The following is a 16,610-nucleotide window of genomic DNA, read 5'->3' on the forward strand; positions in this document are numbered from 1 at the left end:
CAAATATTAAGATTATTCTTATGCCTGCGGATCTGTCATAACGTCAGGCGGAGGACAGTCATGGATCGCAACGCGCCCGATATCAACTTGCCTGACATCACCGTCATCGGAGGCGGCGTCGTCGGTCTTTCGGTTGCGCTTGGCCTGCTGCTGGACGGGCGGCGGGTGCAGGTGCTGGACGGGGCCGATGGCGATGCACGCGCGTCGCAGGGCAATTTCGGGCTGGTCTGGGGGCAGGGCAAGGGATGGGATTACCCGCCCTATGCCCGGTGGACCGCCGATGCACTGGCCGCTTGGCCCGATTTCGCGCAGCGGCTGCAGGATGCGTCGGGCATCGATGTGGCGCTGGATCAATGCGGCGGGTTCGAGTTTTTCACCTCGGAGGAGGAGCTGCGCGCATTCACGGGCATGCTAACGCAACAGCAGACGCATCTGGGCAACCGATTTGCCTATGATACGCTCAGCGGGGATGATTTGCGCCGGGACATGCCGGGCATAGGGCCGGACGTGGTGGGCGCCACCTATTCGGACGCCGACGGGCATGTGAACCCGCTGCGCCTGCTGCGCGCGCTGCGGCGCGCTGTGCTGGCCGCCGGAGGGCGCATCAGCGCCGGCGCGCATGTGACGGGCGTTGCGGCGCAGCCCGGTGGCGGCTTTGAGATCGCAGTTTCCGGCGCCGCGCCGGTCCGCGTCGACAGGGTGGTTCTCTGCGCCGGGTTGGGAACAGCGCCGCTGGCCGCGGATCTGGGATTTGCCACCAGGGTCGCACCGCAGCGGGGCGAGCTGCTGATCACCGAGAAGCTGGCGGACCGCCTGCCGTTCCTGTCCAGCACGATCCGGCAGGCCGATGAGGGGGGTCTCCAGATCGGCGGGACCAAGGCGGATGCCGGCCATGACGATAGCGAAACGCTGGATGTGATGGCGGGGCTGGCGGCGCATGCCGTGGCCGTCCTGCCCGCCCTTGCCGATCTGCGCGTGATCCGCTCATGGGGCGCGCTGCGGGTCATGTCGCCGGATGGATTTCCCGTCTATGCGCGCTCGGCCACTTGTCCCGGCGCGTTTCTGGTCACCTGTCACAGCGGCATCACGCTTGCGCCGCTGCATGCGGCCGTTCTGCCCGGCTGGATCGAAGGGCGCAGCGATGCACCGGAACTGGAGGCATTCGATGAACGTCGTTTCGCGCTTTCAAGCGCCGCCTGAGGCGGGCGCGCGGGTCAGCTTCGATTTCGAGGGCACGCCCGTCACCGCGCCCGCTGGCGCATCCGTGGCCGCCGCCCTGCTGGCGCAGTCCGGCGCATTCACCCGGCAGACCGCGAGCGGCGCGCCGCGCGCGCCCTATTGCATGATGGGCGTGTGTTTCGAGTGCCTGGTGGAGGTGGACGGCAGGTCCAACGTGCAGGCCTGCCTGACACCCGTGCGCGAGGGCATGCGCGTCAGGCGCCAGATCGGCCTGCGCGGGCTGGCCGGGGAGGGCGCAGGATGACGCACCCCGATATCATCATCATCGGAGCGGGACCCGCCGGTATGACGGCGGCCCGCATCGCCGCCGAGGGCGGTCTGCAGGTTCTGCTGCTGGATGAGCAGCCGCGCGCCGGGGGGCAGATCTTCCGCGACGCGGCGCAAAACGGCGATCGCCGCGCCTGGCTGGGCCAGGAGTACCGGGCGGGCGCCGCGCTTGCCCTGGCGCTGGATCATCCGCATATCGACCACCGCCCCGGCGCCCGCGTCTGGCGGATCGAGGCCGGTCCGCGCGTCGTCTGGTCGAATGGCGAGGCCAGCCATGTCGCCGCCGCGCCGCATGTCCTCATTGCCAGCGGCGCGCAGGAGCGGCCCGTGCCGTTTCCGGGCTGGACGCTTCCGGGTGTCATGACCGCCGGCGCGGCGCAGATCCTGATGAAGACGTCGGGCATGCTGCCGCGGCGCGCAGTTCTGGCGGGGTCGGGGCCCTTGCTCTATCTGGTGGCGGCGCAGATGATCGCTGCGGGCTGCCCGCCCCTGGCGCTGGTCGAGACGCAGAGCCTGCCCATGCTGCTGCGCGCGGCGCCGCACTTGCCAAAAGCGCTCTTTGGCGCGAAAACGCTTGTGAAGGGGCTTGGCCTGCTGGCCAGGATTCGCGCGGCGGGCGTGCCGCGCCATACTGGCGCCTCGAACTTCTGCGCCAGCGAGGATCAAGATGGCAGGATCGCGTTCAGGTTTCAAGCCAAGGGGCGCGCGCAGCGCATCGCCTGTGACCTTTTGCTGACGCATCAGGGCGTGATCCCATCGACCCATATCAGCCGATCTGCCGGAATCGATCATGCGTGGAGCCGCGCGCAGGTCGCGTTTCAGCCTGTCTGCGATGACTGGGGCCGCACCGGGCGGGACGGGCTTTATGTTGCCGGCGATGGCGCCGGGATCGGCGGCGCGGATGCGGCGGCGGCGGCGGGCGAGATGGCCGCGCTGGACATATTGCGCAGCAGCGGCCGCATCAGCGAGGATGCGCGCGACCAGCGATCGGCGCCTGCGCGCGCGGCGCTGTTTCGGGCGCGCGCCATCCGGCCCTTTCTGGATGCCGCCTACAGCCCGCCCGCCGACATCCTGTCGCCCCCCGACGAGACCATCGTGTGCCGCTGCGAGGAGCTGAGCGCAGGCGCAATCCGGCAGGGCATCGCCGAAGGCGCAGGCGGCCCGCGCCAGATCAAGACGGCGCTGCGCGCGGGCATGGGCCCTTGCCAAGGCCGCATGTGCGAGGGCACCATACGCGGCATCCTTGCAAATGGCGACGCATCCGAAATGGCGCGCATCGATCCACCCAGGGCGCGCACGCCGGTCACGCCGGTCCGCCTCGGAGAATTGGCCACCCTGAAAACCCGACTGGAGCAAAGCGCATGAGCGATCCCGCCGCATTGAAGGTCAAGGACCTCCACAAGAGCTTTGGCGCACATGACGTCATCAAGGGTGTCTCGCTCGAGGCGCAAAAGGGCGAGGTGATCGCGATCCTCGGCGCGTCCGGTTCGGGCAAAAGCACGTTCCTGCGCTGCATCAACCTGCTGGAGACCCCCAATTCTGGCGAGGTTTGGCTGGCTGGCGAGCAAATGCGGATGACACGCAACCGCCGCGGCGAGACGGTGCCCGAGGATATCCGCCAGGTCGAGCGGATGCGCGCGAAGCTGGCCATGGTGTTCCAGGGCTTCAACCTTTGGTCGCACATGACGGTCATGGAGAATGTCCTCGAAGGGCCGCTCTATGTGCAAAAGACGCCGAAGGCCGAGGCCCGCGAAAAGGCGGCGGCTTTGCTGGAGAAGGTCGGCCTGTCGGACCGCGCTGACTATTACCCCGCGCATTTGTCGGGCGGCCAGCAGCAGCGCGTGGCGATCGCGCGCGCGCTGGCGATGGACCCCGATGTGATGCTCTTCGACGAGCCGACCTCGGCGCTCGATCCCGAATTGGTGGGCGAGGTGCTGAGCGTGATGCGCGATCTGGCCGATGAGGGCCGCACGATGCTGGTGGTCACGCATGAGATGGGCTTTGCCCGCGACGTGTCGTCCAAGACCGTGTTCCTGCACCAGGGCGAGGTCTGCGAGCAGGGCCCGCCCGCGCAACTCTTTTCCAACCCGGAAACGCCTGAATTTCAGGCGTTTCTATCCCGCATGAACTGACCCTGACGAACACAGCAAAAGGATATTCCAATGTTTCGCAGAACCCTGATGACCACCGCCGCCGCAGCCGCCCTGGGGCTGATGGCACTCCCCGTCGCCGCGCAGGATACTCTGCGCATCGGCGTCGAGGGCGCCTATCCTCCGTTCTCGTCCAAAGAGGCGGACGGCACGTTGGTTGGCTTCGACATCGAGATCGCGCAGGCGCTCTGCGCCGAGATGCAGCGCGAATGCGAGCTGGTCGAGCAGGAATGGGACGGCATGATCCCCGCGCTCAAGGCGCGCAAGTTCGATGCCATCGTCGCGTCCATGTCGATCACCGAAGAGCGCAAGCGCCAGATCGACTTCTCGGACAAGTATTACCAGACACCCGCGCGCATCGTCGCGCCGAAGGATGCGGATTTCGAAGGCACGCCCGAGGGCCTGGCCGGCAAGCGCATCGGCGTTCAGCGCGGCGCGACGCATCAGTGCTACGCCGAAAAGACGTTCCCCGATGCCGAGATCGTCCTTTACGGCACGCAAGAAGAGGTGTTCCGTGACCTGGCCCTGGGCCGCATCGACGTGCAGCTCTCGGACAGCATGATCGCGCAAGAGGCGTTTCTGGCCAAGGAAGAGGGCGCCGATTACGCCTTTCTCGGCGGCGATCACAACGATCTGGAATGCTATGGCGAGGGCGTCGGGATTGCCGTGCGCCAGGGCGAGGAAGAGCTGAAGCAGGCGCTGAGCGATGCCATTCTGGCGATCCGCGAGGACGGCACCTATGCGCAGATCAACGACAAGTATTTCCCCTTCGACATTTACGGCGCTCGCCCCGAGGGCCGGTAAACCACCCGCCGGAGCGGCCCCCGTGCCGCTCCGGCCACCCATGACCCCGAAGGACGCGCGATGGACCTCATACTGGAATATCGATCCCAGCTGATCGACGGCACGTTGATGACGATCCAGCTGGCGCTGTCATCGCTGGCAATCGCGCTGGTCTTTGGCCTGCTGGGCGCCTGGGCCAAACTTTCGGCCAGCCGCGCGGCCCGGCGCATTGCGGGGCTTTATACGACGGTCGTGCGCGGCGTGCCCGATCTGGTGCTGATCCTGCTGGTCTTTTTCGGCGGTCAGGTGACGCTGAACAATATCGGCGCCGCCACGGGCCTTTGGGGCTATATCGAGGTCAGCCAGTTCGCCGCCGGCGCCTGCACCATCGGCGTCATTTTCGGCGCCTATTTCACCGAGACATTTCGCGGCGCCATCATGGCCATCCCGCGCGGCCAGATCGAGGCCGGCATCAGCTGCGGCATGCCCAGATCGCTGATCTTTCGCCATATCATCTGGCCCCAGATGGTGCGTTTCGCGCTGCCCGGTTTCACCAATAACTGGCTGGTCCAGCTGAAAACGACGGCGCTCGTCTCGGTGATCGGGTTGCAGGATCTGGTTTACAATGCCTTCACCGCGGGCCGCTCCACCGGGCAGCTTTTTACGTTTATGGCGGCCGCTTTTGTCATCTATTTGGCGCTGACCGGGATCTCGGATCTGGTCCTGCGCGCGGTCGAGCGGCGCTATAGCCGCGGTGTGGTGAGGGCATAACGATGGAAGCGCTGCTGGACTTCATCCCCCTCGATATCGCGCTCATCGCCGAGAATTTCGACCGGTTCCTTTATGGCGTGTGGACCACGCTGAACCTGACCTTTCTGGCGCTGCTTCTGGGCGGGCTGCTGGCGATACCGATGGCGATCGCGCGGGCCTCCGCGCATCCGGTCTTTAACCCTCTGGTCCAGACCTACACCTATGTCTTTCGCGGCACGCCGCTGTTGGTGCAGACCTACCTGATCTATTACGGCGTCGGCCAGTTCGAGGTGATCCGCGAAAGTTTCCTGTGGGATCCGATCCTGTCATCGGCCTGGTGGTGCGCGCTGATCGCCTTCACGCTCAACACCGCCGCCTACACGACCGAGCTGTTGCGCGGCGCCATCGCCGACACGCCCAAGGGCGAGGTCGAGGCCGCCATCGCGACAGGCCATTCCTATCGCAGCCGCATGCGCCGCATCATCCTGCCATCGGCCTTTCGCCGCGCGATCCCCGCCTATTCCAACGAGGTGATCTTCATGCTGCATGGCTCGGTTATCGCCAGTACGATCACGCTGCAGGATATTCTGGGCGTCGGGCGCTGGCTGAACGGGCGCTATTACCTTGCCTATGAGGGGTTCATCACTGCTGCGGTCCTTTATTTTCTGATCGTTCTGTGCATCGCATGGGCCTTCCGCTGGTTCGAGCGGCGCTATCTGCGCCACTTGGCCACCCGGCAAACCACCGCAGTTCCCACCGCCGATCCGGCGGCCTGACCCTAAGGAGACCTATCCATGATCGAACGTATCGAAACCGGCCCGCGCATGAGCCGCATCGTCAAACATTCGGGCACTGTCTACCTCTGTGGGCAGGTCGGCAGCGGCGCGGATGTCGCCGAGCAGACGCGCGATTGCCTTGCGCGTGTCGATGCCCTTCTGGCCAAGGCCGGCTCGTCACGCGAGCACATTTTGCAGGCCATCGTGTGGCTGGCCGATATGTCGGATTTCGATGCGATGAACGAGGTGTGGGACGCGTGGGTGCCCGAAGGTCACGCACCGGCCCGCGCCTGCGGTGAGGCAAAGCTGGCGAATGCGGACCTGCTCGTCGAGGTCATCGTGACGGCGGCGGTGCGCGACTGACGCTAAGGTCGGGCCTGCGGGCAGTGGGCCAACGCGCTGTGTCAGCGGGCCGCCGTGACAGCGGCGGGCTTTCCTGAAGTCGCTCGATGATCCCGCATCCGATCCGGGTGTGGGATATTCGGTTGCTCAGCCGGGCAATCCTGCGCATCTTGACGTTGGCTATCGTAACCATTCGGATGCAAAATGAGGCGGGGATAAACATTCGATATCGCGCAATAATTCAGAAGTGATATCGAGCCCTTTGACAAGGTTTCGGCATGACAAAAAGTGCCGCTGCGCCATCCGCAAAAGGAGACTCCCATGACCAGATCCGTCGTCATCGCCTCAGGCGTTCGCACCGCCATCGGAACGTTCGGCGGTGCGCTATCGGGGCATAGCCCATGCGATCTGGGCGCCGCCGTGGCTGCCGAGGCCATTGCGCGCGCCGGGGTCGAGCCGGGCGATGTGCAGCAAACCGTGCTGGGCAATGTTCTGCACACCCAGCCCGAAGATATGTATATCAGCCGCGTCGTCGCCATGCGCGCAGGCGTGCCCGAGACCTCCCCGGCGCTGACGCTGAACCGGCTTTGCGGCTCGGGCCTGCAGGCGGTGGTGACCGCAGCCGAGCAGATCGTGCTCGGCAATGCCGATATCACGCTGGCCGGCGGCGCCGAGAGCATGAGCCGCGCGGGCCATTTGCTGACCCAGGCGCGCCACGGCGCCAAGATGGGCGACGTGCGTGCCGTGGACATGATGATCGGCGGTCTCACAGATCCGTTCGGCAATGGCCATATGGGCGTGACCGCCGAAAACATCGCGGCCCGGCATGGCATCGACCGCGCCGCGCAGGACGCCTTCGCCCTCGAATCGCACCGCCGCGCTGCTGCCGCGATTGCCGAAGGCCGGTTTGCCGATCAAATCCTGCCGCTGACGGTCAAGCAGGGCCGCAACGAGATCACATTCGACACCGATGAGCATGTGCGCAGTGATCTGACGCCCGAGCGTCTGTCGGGCCTGCGCCCCGCCTTCGCCAAAGAGGGCAGCGTCACCGCGGGCAACGCTAGCGGCATCAACGACGGCGCCGCCGCGCTGGTGCTAATGGAGGAAGGCGCGGCTGAGGGCAGGGGCGCCAAGCCGCTCGCTCGCATCGTTTCCTACGGCCTTGGCGGCGTTGCGCCGGAAATCATGGGCATGGGCCCGGTGCCCGCGACGCGTCAGGCGCTGGCGCGCGCGGGGCTGCGTGTGAGCGATCTCGACGTGATCGAGAGCAACGAGGCTTTTGCCGCGCAGGCCTGCGCGGTAACGGCGGAGCTGGGCTTTGATCCGGCTCGCGTCAATCCCAATGGCGGCGCCGTTGCCTTGGGCCATCCTATCGGCGCATCGGGCGCGATCATCCTGGTCAAATTGCTGCATGAATTGCAGCGCGGTGGCGGCCGTTACGGCCTTGCCACCATGTGCATCGGCGGCGGGCAGGGCATCGCGGTCGTCGTCGAGCGCATGGCATGAGGTGCCAGCGCGCCGCGCCCTAGAAAATCTTGCGCGCGACCCGCTGGGCGATGTTTATGAAATGGCGCACATGCACGCCCTGCTCGTCCAGTCGGTAATTCACCGACAGGGCAGTCTGCGCCAAATCCGGCTCGATCCGCAGGAACTTGATCCCGTTGCGCTTGGCATTGCCGACCGAGGCGGGAACGATGCAGACGCCTTCGCCAATGGCCACGAGGCTGAGCGCGGTCTGAAGGTCCATGGTAAAGACGCGGTTGCGGATCTCGACCCCCTTGGCCGCGCAGGCGTCCAGAACGAAATCTGCGTAGCTGGGGCGCGGATATTCGGGATAAAGGATCATGTTGTACTGGGCGATCTGCGCAAGGCTGGCGCTGCGCCGCGGCCCGGTGTCGATCGTATCGGGAGCGGCCAAGACCAGTGGCTCTTCGCCCAGCTTCTTGACAGTGATCTCGACATCGACAAGCGTGGGGCGCGCAAAGGCGACGTCAATGGCCCGGTTGACCAGCTGCCGGTGTAGCTGCGCGTTGTTCATGGGCAAAAGCGACAGGTTGATCTGCGGGTAATTCGCGCGAAAGGATTTGATGATGTTGGGCAGGATCCCGTAAGTCGCGGAGCCGACGAAACCGATCCTCAGCCGCCCCTCGGCGCCTTGGCCGATGCGCCGAACTTCCAGTTCGGTATCCTCGATCTGGCTGAGGATATCGCGGCCCCGCACGTGCAGACGCTCCCCGGCCTGCGTCAGGGTGATCGAGCTGCGGCCACGACTGAAGAGAACCGCGCCCATATCCTCTTCCATCTGCTTGATCTGGCGCGACAGGGGCGGTTGCGCAATGCCCAGCCGCTCGGCCGCGCGGCCGAAATGCAGCTCGTCGGCGACGGCCATGAAATAGGTCAGCTGTTTGAGGTTCATGCATCACTTTCCAACAGTCGGACGACTGTATCCCAGGTTTGTCGGAAAGGCGTTAACTTTTTGCGGCGATCTCGCCGCTTTGACCGGTCTTGCATCCCAACAAAAAAGAGCGGCCCTCGGGGGGCCGCTCTTTCGCTTGGTATCATAAGGGACGCGGCGATCAGGCCGCCTTGGCTGCGGCTTCGGCCTTGAGTTTGAAGTCGAACTTCATGTGCAGGTCCGTGCCCAGCGATGGATCGGCCTTTTCGAACTTGCCGATCAGGCTGTCTTTGACGGCAAACACGCTGTCATCCTCCAGCCAGCCGCTATCGGCGTCAAAGATCTGGCTGACCAGGGGGCGATAGCCCTCCTTGGAAATGATGAAATGCATATGGCCGGGGCGCATCGCGTGGTGGCCCATATAGCGCAGTAGCTCGCCCGCGGTCTCATTGTCGGGGATGGGGTAGGGGACGGGGCGCACGGCGACAAACGCGTAATGGCCGTTCTCGTCCGTCTCGAAGCGACCGCGCAGGTTATATTCGGGCTGATCGGGATCGAGATTCTCGTAGATGCCGTTGGGCGCGTCCTGCCAGACATCCATCGTCACACCGGCCAGCGGATTGCCGTCGGTGTCGTGGATATAGCCTTCGTAATAGGCGGTTTCCTCGTTGTCGAAATGCTTGATGATCGTCGACGCACCCTTGGGCAGGACGGGGGGATTCTCGCGGTAGAAGGGGCCAAGGACGGTCGACGCGCTCTCGCCCTTTTCAACAGGGTTGGTCAGCATGTCGGCCAGCACTTCGATGCCAAGGATATCGCCCAGAAGGATGAATTCCTGGCGGTTGTCGTCACAGGTCTGGCCCGCACGCTTGAGGAATTCGCAGGCCTGGATGAATTCGCTGTGCTGCAAGTTCACCTCCTTGCAGAAGTCGTGCATGTGGCGGATGAGCGCGGACATGATCTCGCGCTGGCGGTCGCTGATATCGCCATTCTTGCCCAGTGCGGCGACGACGACGTCGGTGATGTTGTCTTGTGATACGATGCCCATTTGGATGCTCCTCAAACGATACGGACTGACACATGAGGGCGCATGCGTCCCTCCTCCCTAGTGCTGCGCCACCTTCGACCAAATGACCGCCCGGCCCAATACCCGGACCGGTATCAGGCGATACTTTGACCGGACGGCGCGGATGCTGTCGGGTCGACGGTGAACGCCCGCGGCGCGCCCCAGGGCCCTGCGGAACGCGAAAGAAGGACGCTGCGCATGATCGACACACTCAAGACAATGCAAGAGGCGCTGAACGGCACGCCCCATCTGCGGCGGCTGGGCCGGCTATTCTCGGAAACGGTCCTCTTGGGCGTGGACGAGGACGAGTATTACCTGACCTTCGAGAAGGGCGAGCTGGTGGACATCTCCGAAGGCCCCAGCCGCAAGACGCCTTACAGGTTCTCGTATCACACGGACAAGGACGCGCTGCAGAGGTTCTGGGAGCCGCTGCCGGCGCCCGGATTTCACGACATTTTTGGCCTGGTCAAGATCGGGCGCGGGCGCATTGCCGGGGATATCCTGGTGCTGGTCAAGAACCTGCGCTTCTTCAAGGAATTCATGATGTTGCCGCGCGACATGAAGGGAGGCCAGTCATGAGCGTCGAGCCAATCACCGGCCGCTACCTGACGGCCATGGTCGAGGGCGCCCCGCGCCGTATCTATTTCGAGGAGGCGGGTGAGGGTACTCCGGTGCTCTGCCTGCACACGGCGGGCGCGGACACGCGGCAGTGGCGCCATCTGATGAACGACGCCGAGATCACCGCGCAGCACCGCCTGATCGCCTTCGACATGCCGCTGCACGGCAAATCCCTGCCGCCCGAAGGGTTCGAGACCGAAGAGTACCTGCTGACCACAGACGCCTATATCGAGACGATCCTGGCGGTGATGGACGGCCTCGGCCTGGATAAGCCGATCCTTGCGGGCTGTTCGATGGGCGGGCGCATCGCGCTGCAACTGGCCGCGCTGCACCCGGATCGCTTTGCCGGCTTCATCGCCATCGAGGCCAGCGATTTTCAGCCCGCTTGGTACGATATCGACTGGTTCCACCGCCCCGATGCGCATGGCGGTGAAATGGGTGCGGCGCTGGTCTCGGCCAATATCAGCCCCCATGCCCCCAATTCCGAGCGATGGAACACGCTCTGGATGTTCATGCAATCGGGGCCGGGCGTCTTTCGCGGTGACCTCAGCTTTTATACCCGCGACGACAGCCTGATCGCGCGCCTCGGCCAGATCGACACCGCAAAAACGCCGGTGCATATCATCGTCGGCGCCTACGATCTGACCTGTACGCCCGAAGATGCCAAGCGGACGGCAGATGCCATCCCCGGCGCCACGCTCGCCGTCATGGACGAGTTGGGCCATTTCCCGATGTCCGAACATCCCGAAGGCTTCCGTCCATTTTTCATCGAGGCATTGGCCAAGATGCCGAAGAGCGCCGCCTAAGTGAGCGCCCCCGCCGATACCAGCGCGGCCCCGGCGCATGGCCGCAGCCTGATGCGCGATGCTTCGGCCTCGGCCATCGCGGCGGGGTTCCTGGCGGTGCTGGTATCGAATGCGGGACCGCTCTTGATCTTCTTGCAGTCGGCGCGGGCAATGGGCGTGTCCGAGACGGTGTTTTCCGGGTGGGTCGCCGCGATCTCGCTGACGGCGGGGCTGGCCTCGATCGGGCTGAGCCTTGCGTTTCGGGCGCCCGTTCTGGTGGCCTGGTCGGCGCCGGGCGTGGTCCTGTTGGGCACCGTGGGGCCGGGCCTGCCGTTTTCGGATATCGTGGGTGCCTATCTGGTCTCGGCGGCCATTATCCTGATCATCGGGGTCAGCGGGCTCTTTGACCGGCTTTTGTCCCTGGTCCCTCCGGCAGTGGCGAGCGGGATGATGGCGGGTATCCTTTTCACCTTCGGCGCCAGCGCGATGGGCGGCTTTGCGACGGCGCCGCTGATGGTGGGCATTCTCTTGCTGGCCTTCGTGGTGCTGTCGGTCATTACGCCGCGTTTTGCGCTGATCTGGCTGCTTGCGGGCGTTCTGATCCTGACATTTGCGTCCGCTGAGAGCGGACAGGGCGCGCCGCGGATCTTTCCGCAATTGACCGCGACGTGGCCGACCTTTTCGACTGCCGCGCTTTTGGGGCTGGCGCTGCCGCTGACGCTGACCACGTTGACGGGGCAGTTCCTGGCCGGGCTCGCGATCTTGCGGACATACGATTTTCACCTGCCCGCGCGGCCCGTGCTGGTGGTGGCCAGCCTTGCCTCGTTTGCCGGGGCTTTTTTCGGCGGGATCACCACTGCGCTGGCGTCAATCACCATGGCCCTTGGCGCCAGCGCCGAGGCGCATCCCGATCCGCGCCGCCGCTATGTGGCGGGCGTAGCAACGGGCGGCTTTTTCGTGCTCTGCGCCATCTTCGCTGGCACCATCGGCTGGGCCATGCTGCGCATCCCCGCCGAGCTGATCGCACTCTTGGCCGGTCTGGCCCTTCTTGGCGCCATCGCCAAGGGGCTGTCGGACATGCTGGGCAGCGGGGCCGATATGCAGGCAGGCCTGCTGACCTTCATCACAACGGCCTCGGGTGTGACCATTCTCGATATAGGCTCGGCGTTCTGGGGCATCCTCGTCGGTGTCATCGCCGTTCACACGGCCCGTCTGACCAACCGCCTGCGCGGCGCCTGAATGCGCGCTCCTTCACCTTCAACGACAGGACGATCCACATGACAAACCCATGTATCCTATGTGTCGCGATCACCGGCTCCTTGCCGACCAAAGAGAACAACCCCGCCGTGCCGATCACGATCGAAGAGCAGATCGAAAGCACGCATGAGGCCTTCGAGGCGGGCGCGAGCATCGCCCATTGCCATGTGCGCGACGATGCGGGCAAACCCACCGCCGACCCCGAGCGCTTTGGCCGCCTTCTGGAAGGGTTGCGGCAGCATTGTCCCGGCATGATCGTCCAGCTGTCGACCGGCGGGCGCTCGGGCGCGGGGCACGAGCGGGGCGGCATGCTGCCGCTGCGGCCCGACATGGCGTCGCTCTCTGTCGGGTCCAACAACTTTCCGACCCGCGTTTACGAGAACGCGCCCGACCTGGTCGATTGGCTGGCCGGCGAGATGCGCACCTATGATGTGCTGCCCGAGATCGAGGCGTTCGATCTAAGCCATATTCATCAGGCTGTGGCGATGCATGCCGACGGACGTCTGCCGCGCAAGCTCTATGTGCAGTTCGTGATGGGCGTAAAGAATGCGACGCCCGTCGACCGCGATATCTTTGACTACTACGTCAAGACGATGCAGCGCATCGCGCCGGATGCCAACTGGTGCGCGGCGGGGATCGGGCGCCACCAGCTGACGGTGAATGAATGGGCTATCGCGGCAGGCGGGCACACCCGTACCGGCCTTGAGGATAACGTGCGCCTCGACAAGGACCGGCTGGCGCCCTCGAACGCGGCATTGGTCGCCCGCGCCGCAGCGCTTTGCGAGAAATACGAGCGCCCCGTCGCCACGTGGCAGCAAGCCCGCGATATCCTGGGTCTGGCGCAGCCGCGCCAGGGCGCCCGGTAACGAGTTCGCGCCTTTGGGTATCAGGCCTTACCGAAGCGGTATTGGACTTGGCCCCCGCAGAGGCGCAACCTCTTAACCAGCACAAAGAGCGCTAAGACAAGCGAAGATCAAAAGGGGATACGGCTTTGCCCAAGATCGAGAACATCAGCACGAGGATCGTCGATTTGCCCACCATCCGGGGGCATGTCCTGTCGATGGCGACGATGACGGTTCAGTCCGTGGTGCTGGTGCATGTCCACTTCTCGGATGGCTCGGTCGGTATCGGCGAGGGCACGTCCATTGGCGGGCTCAGCTATGGCGCCGAAAGCCCCGAAAGCATCGCCTCGGCGATCGAGACCTATATCGCCCCGGCCATCATCGGCCGCGACGGCGATAACGTGAACGCCGCCCGCCACGCCGCTGAGCGCGCGGTCACGGGCAACCCCATCGCGCGCTGCGCAGTCGAAAACGCCCTTTGGGACGGCCTCGGCAAGCGCGCGGGCAAGTCCGTGGCCGAGCTTTTCGGCGGTGCGCTGCATACCGGACTGGAAGTGGCGTGGACGCTGGCCTCGGGCAATGCGGCGCAGGATATCGAAGAGGCCATGTCGATGCTCGAGCAACGCCGCCATCGCCAGTTCAAGCTGAAGGTCGGCAAGCGCGCGGTGCGCGAAGATATCGCACACGTGGCCCGCATCAAAAGCGCGCTGGGCGACCGGGCCAAGGTAACGGTCGACGTCAATCAGGCCTGGAGCCTTCATGACGCCCGCATCGGCCTGGCCGGTCTGCAGGAAATCGGCGTCGACATGGTCGAGCAGCCCATCGCGGCCTGCCATCGCCATGCGCTGGGCACGCTGACGCGTGACTACCAGATCGCCGTCATGGCCGATGAGGCGCTGCGCGGTCCCGAGGATGCGCTGAACCACGCGTGCGAGCATGCGGCGGACGCTTTTGCGGTCAAGATCGCGCAATCGGGCGGCCTCAGCCGTGCGGCAGAGGTGATCGCCATCGGGCAGGCCGCCGGCATTGGCCTTTATGGCGGGACCATGCTGGAATCGGGCGTTGGCACTGCCGCTGCGCTGCAACTTTTTGCGACTGTGGGCCATCTGGCCTGGGGGACCGAGCTGTTTGGTCCGCTCCTGTTCAAGGACGACATTTTGACGACCCCGCTGGTTTATTCGGACTTCCAAGTCCATGTTCCGGCGGGACATGGCAGCGGCGTGACGCTGGATCAGGACAAGGTTGATTTCTACACGCGGGGCAAAACCCGGGCGGTGCCTACGCACACACACATGAAGGCAAGCGTCTGAAACCCGGAGGAGGGGACAGACAGTGACCAACGAGGAGGAGAAGACATCATGCTGACACTGCCAAAACTGGACGAGCTTGATCGCCGTTTGGAGAACATCGTCGAGGACGATCCCGAGAATGGCGTCTTTCGCGCACGCCGCGACATGTTCACCGATCCGGACCTTTTCGAGCTGGAGATGAAGCACATCTTCGAGGGCAACTGGATCTACATGGCGCATGAAAGCCAGATCCCGAACCCCGGTGACTATTTCACGCTGCATATGGGCCGCACGCCTGTCGTCATCACCCGAGACAAGGACGGCGAGCTGCACGCGCTGGTCAATGCCTGCTCGCACCGGGGCGCCATGCTCTGCCGTTTCAAGCGCCGCAACCAAAAGACATTTACCTGCCCCTTCCACGGCTGGACCTTCTCGAACACCGGCAAGCTTCTGAAGGTCAAGGACCCCAAGGGCGCAGGATATCCCGAGCAGTTCAACCAGGATGGCAGCCACGATCTGACGCGCGTTGCCAAATTCGGCAATTATCGCGGTTTCCTCTTCGGCTCGCTCAACCCTGATGTGGAAGAGCTGGAGGATTACCTGGGCGAGGCCAAGAAGATGATCGACATGGTCGCCGACCAGTCGCCCGACGGTCTCGAAGTGCTGCGCGGCGCGTCAACCTACACCTACGATGGCAACTGGAAGCTGCAGGCCGAAAACGGCGCCGATGGCTATCACGTCTCGGCCGTGCATTGGAACTATGTGGCCACCACCGGCCGCCGCACGCAGGACGGCAAGGAAGACAAGATCAAGGCCACCGATGCGTCCAAATGGGCCAAGCAGAAGGGCGGCTTTCATTCCTATGTGAACGGTCACCTGCTGCTCTGGACGACCTGGGCCGACCCTACCAATCGCCCCAACTACGCCAAGCTGGGCGAGTGGACCGAGCAGTTCGGCAAGGAAAAGGCCGAGTGGATGACGGGCGTTCTGCGCAACCTTTGCCTCTATCCCAACGTCTTCCTGATGGACCAGTTCTCTAGCCAGCTGCGTATTTTCCGGCCCATTTCGGTCGATCAGACCGAAGTGACGATCTATTGCATCGCCCCCAAGGGCGAGAGCAAGGAAAGCCGCGCGCATCGCATCCGCCAATACGAGGATTTCTTCAACGCCTCTGGCATGGCGACGCCGGACGATACCGAGGAATTCCGTGCAACCCAGCGCGGCTATCAGGGCAGTGCCCACGCCAAGTGGAACGACCTGACCCGCGGAGCGACCCAGTGGATCGAAGGCCCCGACGAGGACGCCAAGGCGCTGGGGATCAACCCGATCCTGTCGGGTGCGCGCACCGAGGATGAGGGCCTTTTCGTGATCCAGCACAGCCAATGGGCCGAGCGGATGCGGGACGCGGTCAGCGCCGAGCGCGAGACCCTTTCGGGCGAAGAACAGCAAGTGGCAGCGGAGTGAATGATATGAGCACCAACACCATGGAAAAACCCGCCTCGGACGCCAAAGCGATCAGCTATGACGAGATCCAGCAATTCCTCTTTGCCGAGGCGCGTTGCCTTGATGATCGGGACTGGGATGCGTGGCTGGAATTCTACCACGACGATTGTGAATTCTGGATGCCCGCCTGGGATGATTTCGACACGCTGACCGAGGATCCGCAATCGGAGATGTCGCTGATCTGGTATCCGGACAAGTCCGGCATCGAGGATCGTGTGTTCCGCATCAAGACGGACCGCTCTTCGGCCACGTCGCTGCCCGAGCCGCGCACGGCGCATTACCTCGCCAATATCGAGGTGCTTTCGCGCGAGGGCACGCAGATCAAGCTGCGCTTCAACTGGCAAACGCTCAGCTTCCGCTACGGCCAGACCGACCGGCATTGGGGTACGTCGTTCTATACGCTGGATGTCAGCGGCAAGACGCCCCTGATCGCGGCCAAGAAAGTGGTGCTCAAGGACGATCACATTCACCACGTCGTCGACGTGTATCACACCTGAGCCCGGCCAGTTTCCCGGACCAGACCCACCATCACGTCAAGACCTGCGCGA

The 16,610-nt window shown here is 64.4% G+C and carries 18 protein-coding genes; 16 read left to right on the top strand and 2 right to left on the bottom strand.

The genetic code is table 11. The features are described from left to right. Positions 1 to 60 precede the first annotated feature (60 nt). From BW975_RS08855 to bktB, 9 genes are all read left to right on the top strand, one after another. Positions 61 to 1,200: an NAD(P)/FAD-dependent oxidoreductase gene (locus BW975_RS08855; RefSeq protein WP_076532769.1), complete on the top strand. Its 1,140-nt coding sequence runs from the start codon at positions 61 to 63 to the stop codon at positions 1,198 to 1,200. After that, positions 1,166 to 1,483 carry a (2Fe-2S)-binding protein gene (locus BW975_RS08860; RefSeq protein WP_076532770.1) on the top strand — a complete coding sequence of 106 codons (318 nt, stop codon included), beginning with the start codon at positions 1,166 to 1,168 and terminating at the stop codon, positions 1,481 to 1,483. The genes BW975_RS08855 and BW975_RS08860 overlap by 35 nt, the downstream gene beginning before the upstream one ends. Further along, positions 1,480 to 2,871, top strand: a complete 1,392-nt coding sequence (locus BW975_RS08865; protein ID WP_076532772.1) for an FAD/NAD(P)-dependent oxidoreductase — start codon at positions 1,480 to 1,482, stop codon at positions 2,869 to 2,871. The genes BW975_RS08860 and BW975_RS08865 overlap by 4 nt, the downstream gene beginning before the upstream one ends. Next, positions 2,868 to 3,638 (top strand): ABC transporter ATP-binding protein, encoded by a 771-nt coding sequence (locus tag BW975_RS08870; RefSeq protein ID WP_076532773.1) that lies wholly within the window; start codon positions 2,868 to 2,870, stop codon positions 3,636 to 3,638. The genes BW975_RS08865 and BW975_RS08870 overlap by 4 nt, the downstream gene beginning before the upstream one ends. 30 nt (positions 3,639 to 3,668) lie before the next feature. Continuing rightward, the gene (locus tag BW975_RS08875) at positions 3,669 to 4,460 is read left to right on the top strand and encodes an ABC transporter substrate-binding protein (protein WP_076532774.1); all 792 of its coding nucleotides are present in this window, start codon (positions 3,669 to 3,671) and stop codon (positions 4,458 to 4,460) included. 60 nt (positions 4,461 to 4,520) lie between these two features. Next, the gene (locus BW975_RS08880) at positions 4,521 to 5,210 is read left to right on the top strand and encodes an ABC transporter permease (protein ID WP_076532775.1); all 690 of its coding nucleotides are present in this window, start codon (positions 4,521 to 4,523) and stop codon (positions 5,208 to 5,210) included. A gap of 2 nt (positions 5,211 to 5,212) precedes the next feature. Beyond that, complete coding sequence (locus BW975_RS08885) at positions 5,213 to 5,965, top strand: ABC transporter permease (protein WP_076532776.1); 753 nt, start codon at positions 5,213 to 5,215, stop codon at positions 5,963 to 5,965. 18 nt (positions 5,966 to 5,983) lie between these two features. Continuing rightward, on the top strand, positions 5,984 to 6,328 hold the full coding sequence (locus BW975_RS08890) for a RidA family protein (protein WP_076532778.1): 345 nt from the start codon (positions 5,984 to 5,986) through the stop codon (positions 6,326 to 6,328). Positions 6,329 to 6,628: 300 nt separating this feature from the next. Continuing rightward, a complete protein-coding gene (gene bktB / locus BW975_RS08895; protein ID WP_076532779.1) occupies positions 6,629 to 7,813 on the top strand; it encodes a beta-ketothiolase BktB in 1,185 nt (394 codons plus the stop codon). 19 nt (positions 7,814 to 7,832) lie between these two features. Here the strand turns inward: bktB and BW975_RS08900 are convergent, their stop codons facing one another. Continuing rightward, positions 7,833 to 8,723, bottom strand: a complete 891-nt coding sequence (locus BW975_RS08900) for a LysR family transcriptional regulator (protein WP_076532780.1) — start codon at positions 8,721 to 8,723, stop codon at positions 7,833 to 7,835. A gap of 160 nt (positions 8,724 to 8,883) precedes the next feature. Next, positions 8,884 to 9,750, bottom strand: a complete 867-nt coding sequence (locus BW975_RS08905; RefSeq protein WP_076532782.1) for a dioxygenase family protein — start codon at positions 9,748 to 9,750, stop codon at positions 8,884 to 8,886. 216 nt (positions 9,751 to 9,966) lie between these two features. Between BW975_RS08905 and BW975_RS08910 the strand changes: the two genes are divergently transcribed. The 7 genes from BW975_RS08910 (at position 9,967) to benB (ending at position 16,559) form a co-directional block, all read left to right on the top strand. Further along, positions 9,967 to 10,347: a hypothetical protein gene (locus BW975_RS08910; RefSeq protein WP_076532783.1), complete on the top strand. Its 381-nt coding sequence runs from the start codon at positions 9,967 to 9,969 to the stop codon at positions 10,345 to 10,347. Then, positions 10,344 to 11,192 carry an alpha/beta fold hydrolase gene (locus tag BW975_RS08915; RefSeq protein WP_076532785.1) on the top strand — a complete coding sequence of 283 codons (849 nt, stop codon included), beginning with the start codon at positions 10,344 to 10,346 and terminating at the stop codon, positions 11,190 to 11,192. The genes BW975_RS08910 and BW975_RS08915 overlap by 4 nt, the downstream gene beginning before the upstream one ends. Next, positions 11,193 to 12,410: a benzoate/H(+) symporter BenE family transporter gene (locus BW975_RS08920; RefSeq protein ID WP_244512457.1), complete on the top strand. Its 1,218-nt coding sequence runs from the start codon at positions 11,193 to 11,195 to the stop codon at positions 12,408 to 12,410. It abuts the gene before it with no gap. Between the two features lie 38 nt (positions 12,411 to 12,448). After that, on the top strand, positions 12,449 to 13,294 hold the full coding sequence (locus BW975_RS08925; protein WP_076532786.1) for a 3-oxoadipate:acetyl-CoA acetyltransferase: 846 nt from the start codon (positions 12,449 to 12,451) through the stop codon (positions 13,292 to 13,294). Between the two features lie 125 nt (positions 13,295 to 13,419). Beyond that, the gene (locus BW975_RS08930; RefSeq protein ID WP_076532788.1) at positions 13,420 to 14,580 is read left to right on the top strand and encodes a muconate cycloisomerase family protein; all 1,161 of its coding nucleotides are present in this window, start codon (positions 13,420 to 13,422) and stop codon (positions 14,578 to 14,580) included. A gap of 48 nt (positions 14,581 to 14,628) precedes the next feature. Beyond that, the gene (benA, locus tag BW975_RS08935; protein WP_076532789.1) at positions 14,629 to 16,023 is read left to right on the top strand and encodes a benzoate 1,2-dioxygenase large subunit; all 1,395 of its coding nucleotides are present in this window, start codon (positions 14,629 to 14,631) and stop codon (positions 16,021 to 16,023) included. 5 nt (positions 16,024 to 16,028) lie between these two features. Then, on the top strand, positions 16,029 to 16,559 hold the full coding sequence (gene benB, locus BW975_RS08940; RefSeq protein ID WP_076532791.1) for a benzoate 1,2-dioxygenase small subunit: 531 nt from the start codon (positions 16,029 to 16,031) through the stop codon (positions 16,557 to 16,559). Positions 16,560 to 16,610: the final 51 nt, after the last annotated feature.

Origin of the sequence: Roseovarius nanhaiticus, assembly GCF_900156535.1 — a bacterium.
Taxonomy (GTDB): Bacteria; Pseudomonadota; Alphaproteobacteria; order Rhodobacterales; family Rhodobacteraceae; genus Roseovarius; species Roseovarius nanhaiticus.

Bases quoted from the DNA above. Each gene is read 5' to 3' on its own strand.
- BW975_RS08880 (WP_076532775.1), top strand. From the start codon at position 4,521: ATGGACCTCATACTGGAATATCGATCCCAGCTGATCGACGGCACGTTG.
- benB (WP_076532791.1), top strand. From the start codon at position 16,029: ATGAGCACCAACACCATGGAAAAACCCGCCTCGGACGCCAAAGCGATC.
- BW975_RS08855 (WP_076532769.1), top strand. From the start codon at position 61: ATGGATCGCAACGCGCCCGATATCAACTTGCCTGACATCACCGTCATC.
- BW975_RS08905 (WP_076532782.1), bottom strand. From the start codon at position 9,750: ATGGGCATCGTATCACAAGACAACATCACCGACGTCGTCGTCGCCGCA.
- BW975_RS08875 (WP_076532774.1), top strand. From the start codon at position 3,669: ATGTTTCGCAGAACCCTGATGACCACCGCCGCCGCAGCCGCCCTGGGG.
- BW975_RS08860 (WP_076532770.1), top strand. From the start codon at position 1,166: ATGAACGTCGTTTCGCGCTTTCAAGCGCCGCCTGAGGCGGGCGCGCGG.
- BW975_RS08915 (WP_076532785.1), top strand. From the start codon at position 10,344: ATGAGCGTCGAGCCAATCACCGGCCGCTACCTGACGGCCATGGTCGAG.
- BW975_RS08925 (WP_076532786.1), top strand. From the start codon at position 12,449: ATGACAAACCCATGTATCCTATGTGTCGCGATCACCGGCTCCTTGCCG.
- bktB (WP_076532779.1), top strand. From the start codon at position 6,629: ATGACCAGATCCGTCGTCATCGCCTCAGGCGTTCGCACCGCCATCGGA.
- BW975_RS08885 (WP_076532776.1), top strand. From the start codon at position 5,213: ATGGAAGCGCTGCTGGACTTCATCCCCCTCGATATCGCGCTCATCGCC.
- BW975_RS08870 (WP_076532773.1), top strand. From the start codon at position 2,868: ATGAGCGATCCCGCCGCATTGAAGGTCAAGGACCTCCACAAGAGCTTT.
- BW975_RS08900 (WP_076532780.1), bottom strand. From the start codon at position 8,723: ATGAACCTCAAACAGCTGACCTATTTCATGGCCGTCGCCGACGAGCTG.
- benA (WP_076532789.1), top strand. From the start codon at position 14,629: ATGCTGACACTGCCAAAACTGGACGAGCTTGATCGCCGTTTGGAGAAC.
- BW975_RS08910 (WP_076532783.1), top strand. From the start codon at position 9,967: ATGATCGACACACTCAAGACAATGCAAGAGGCGCTGAACGGCACGCCC.
- BW975_RS08865 (WP_076532772.1), top strand. From the start codon at position 1,480: ATGACGCACCCCGATATCATCATCATCGGAGCGGGACCCGCCGGTATG.
- BW975_RS08890 (WP_076532778.1), top strand. From the start codon at position 5,984: ATGATCGAACGTATCGAAACCGGCCCGCGCATGAGCCGCATCGTCAAA.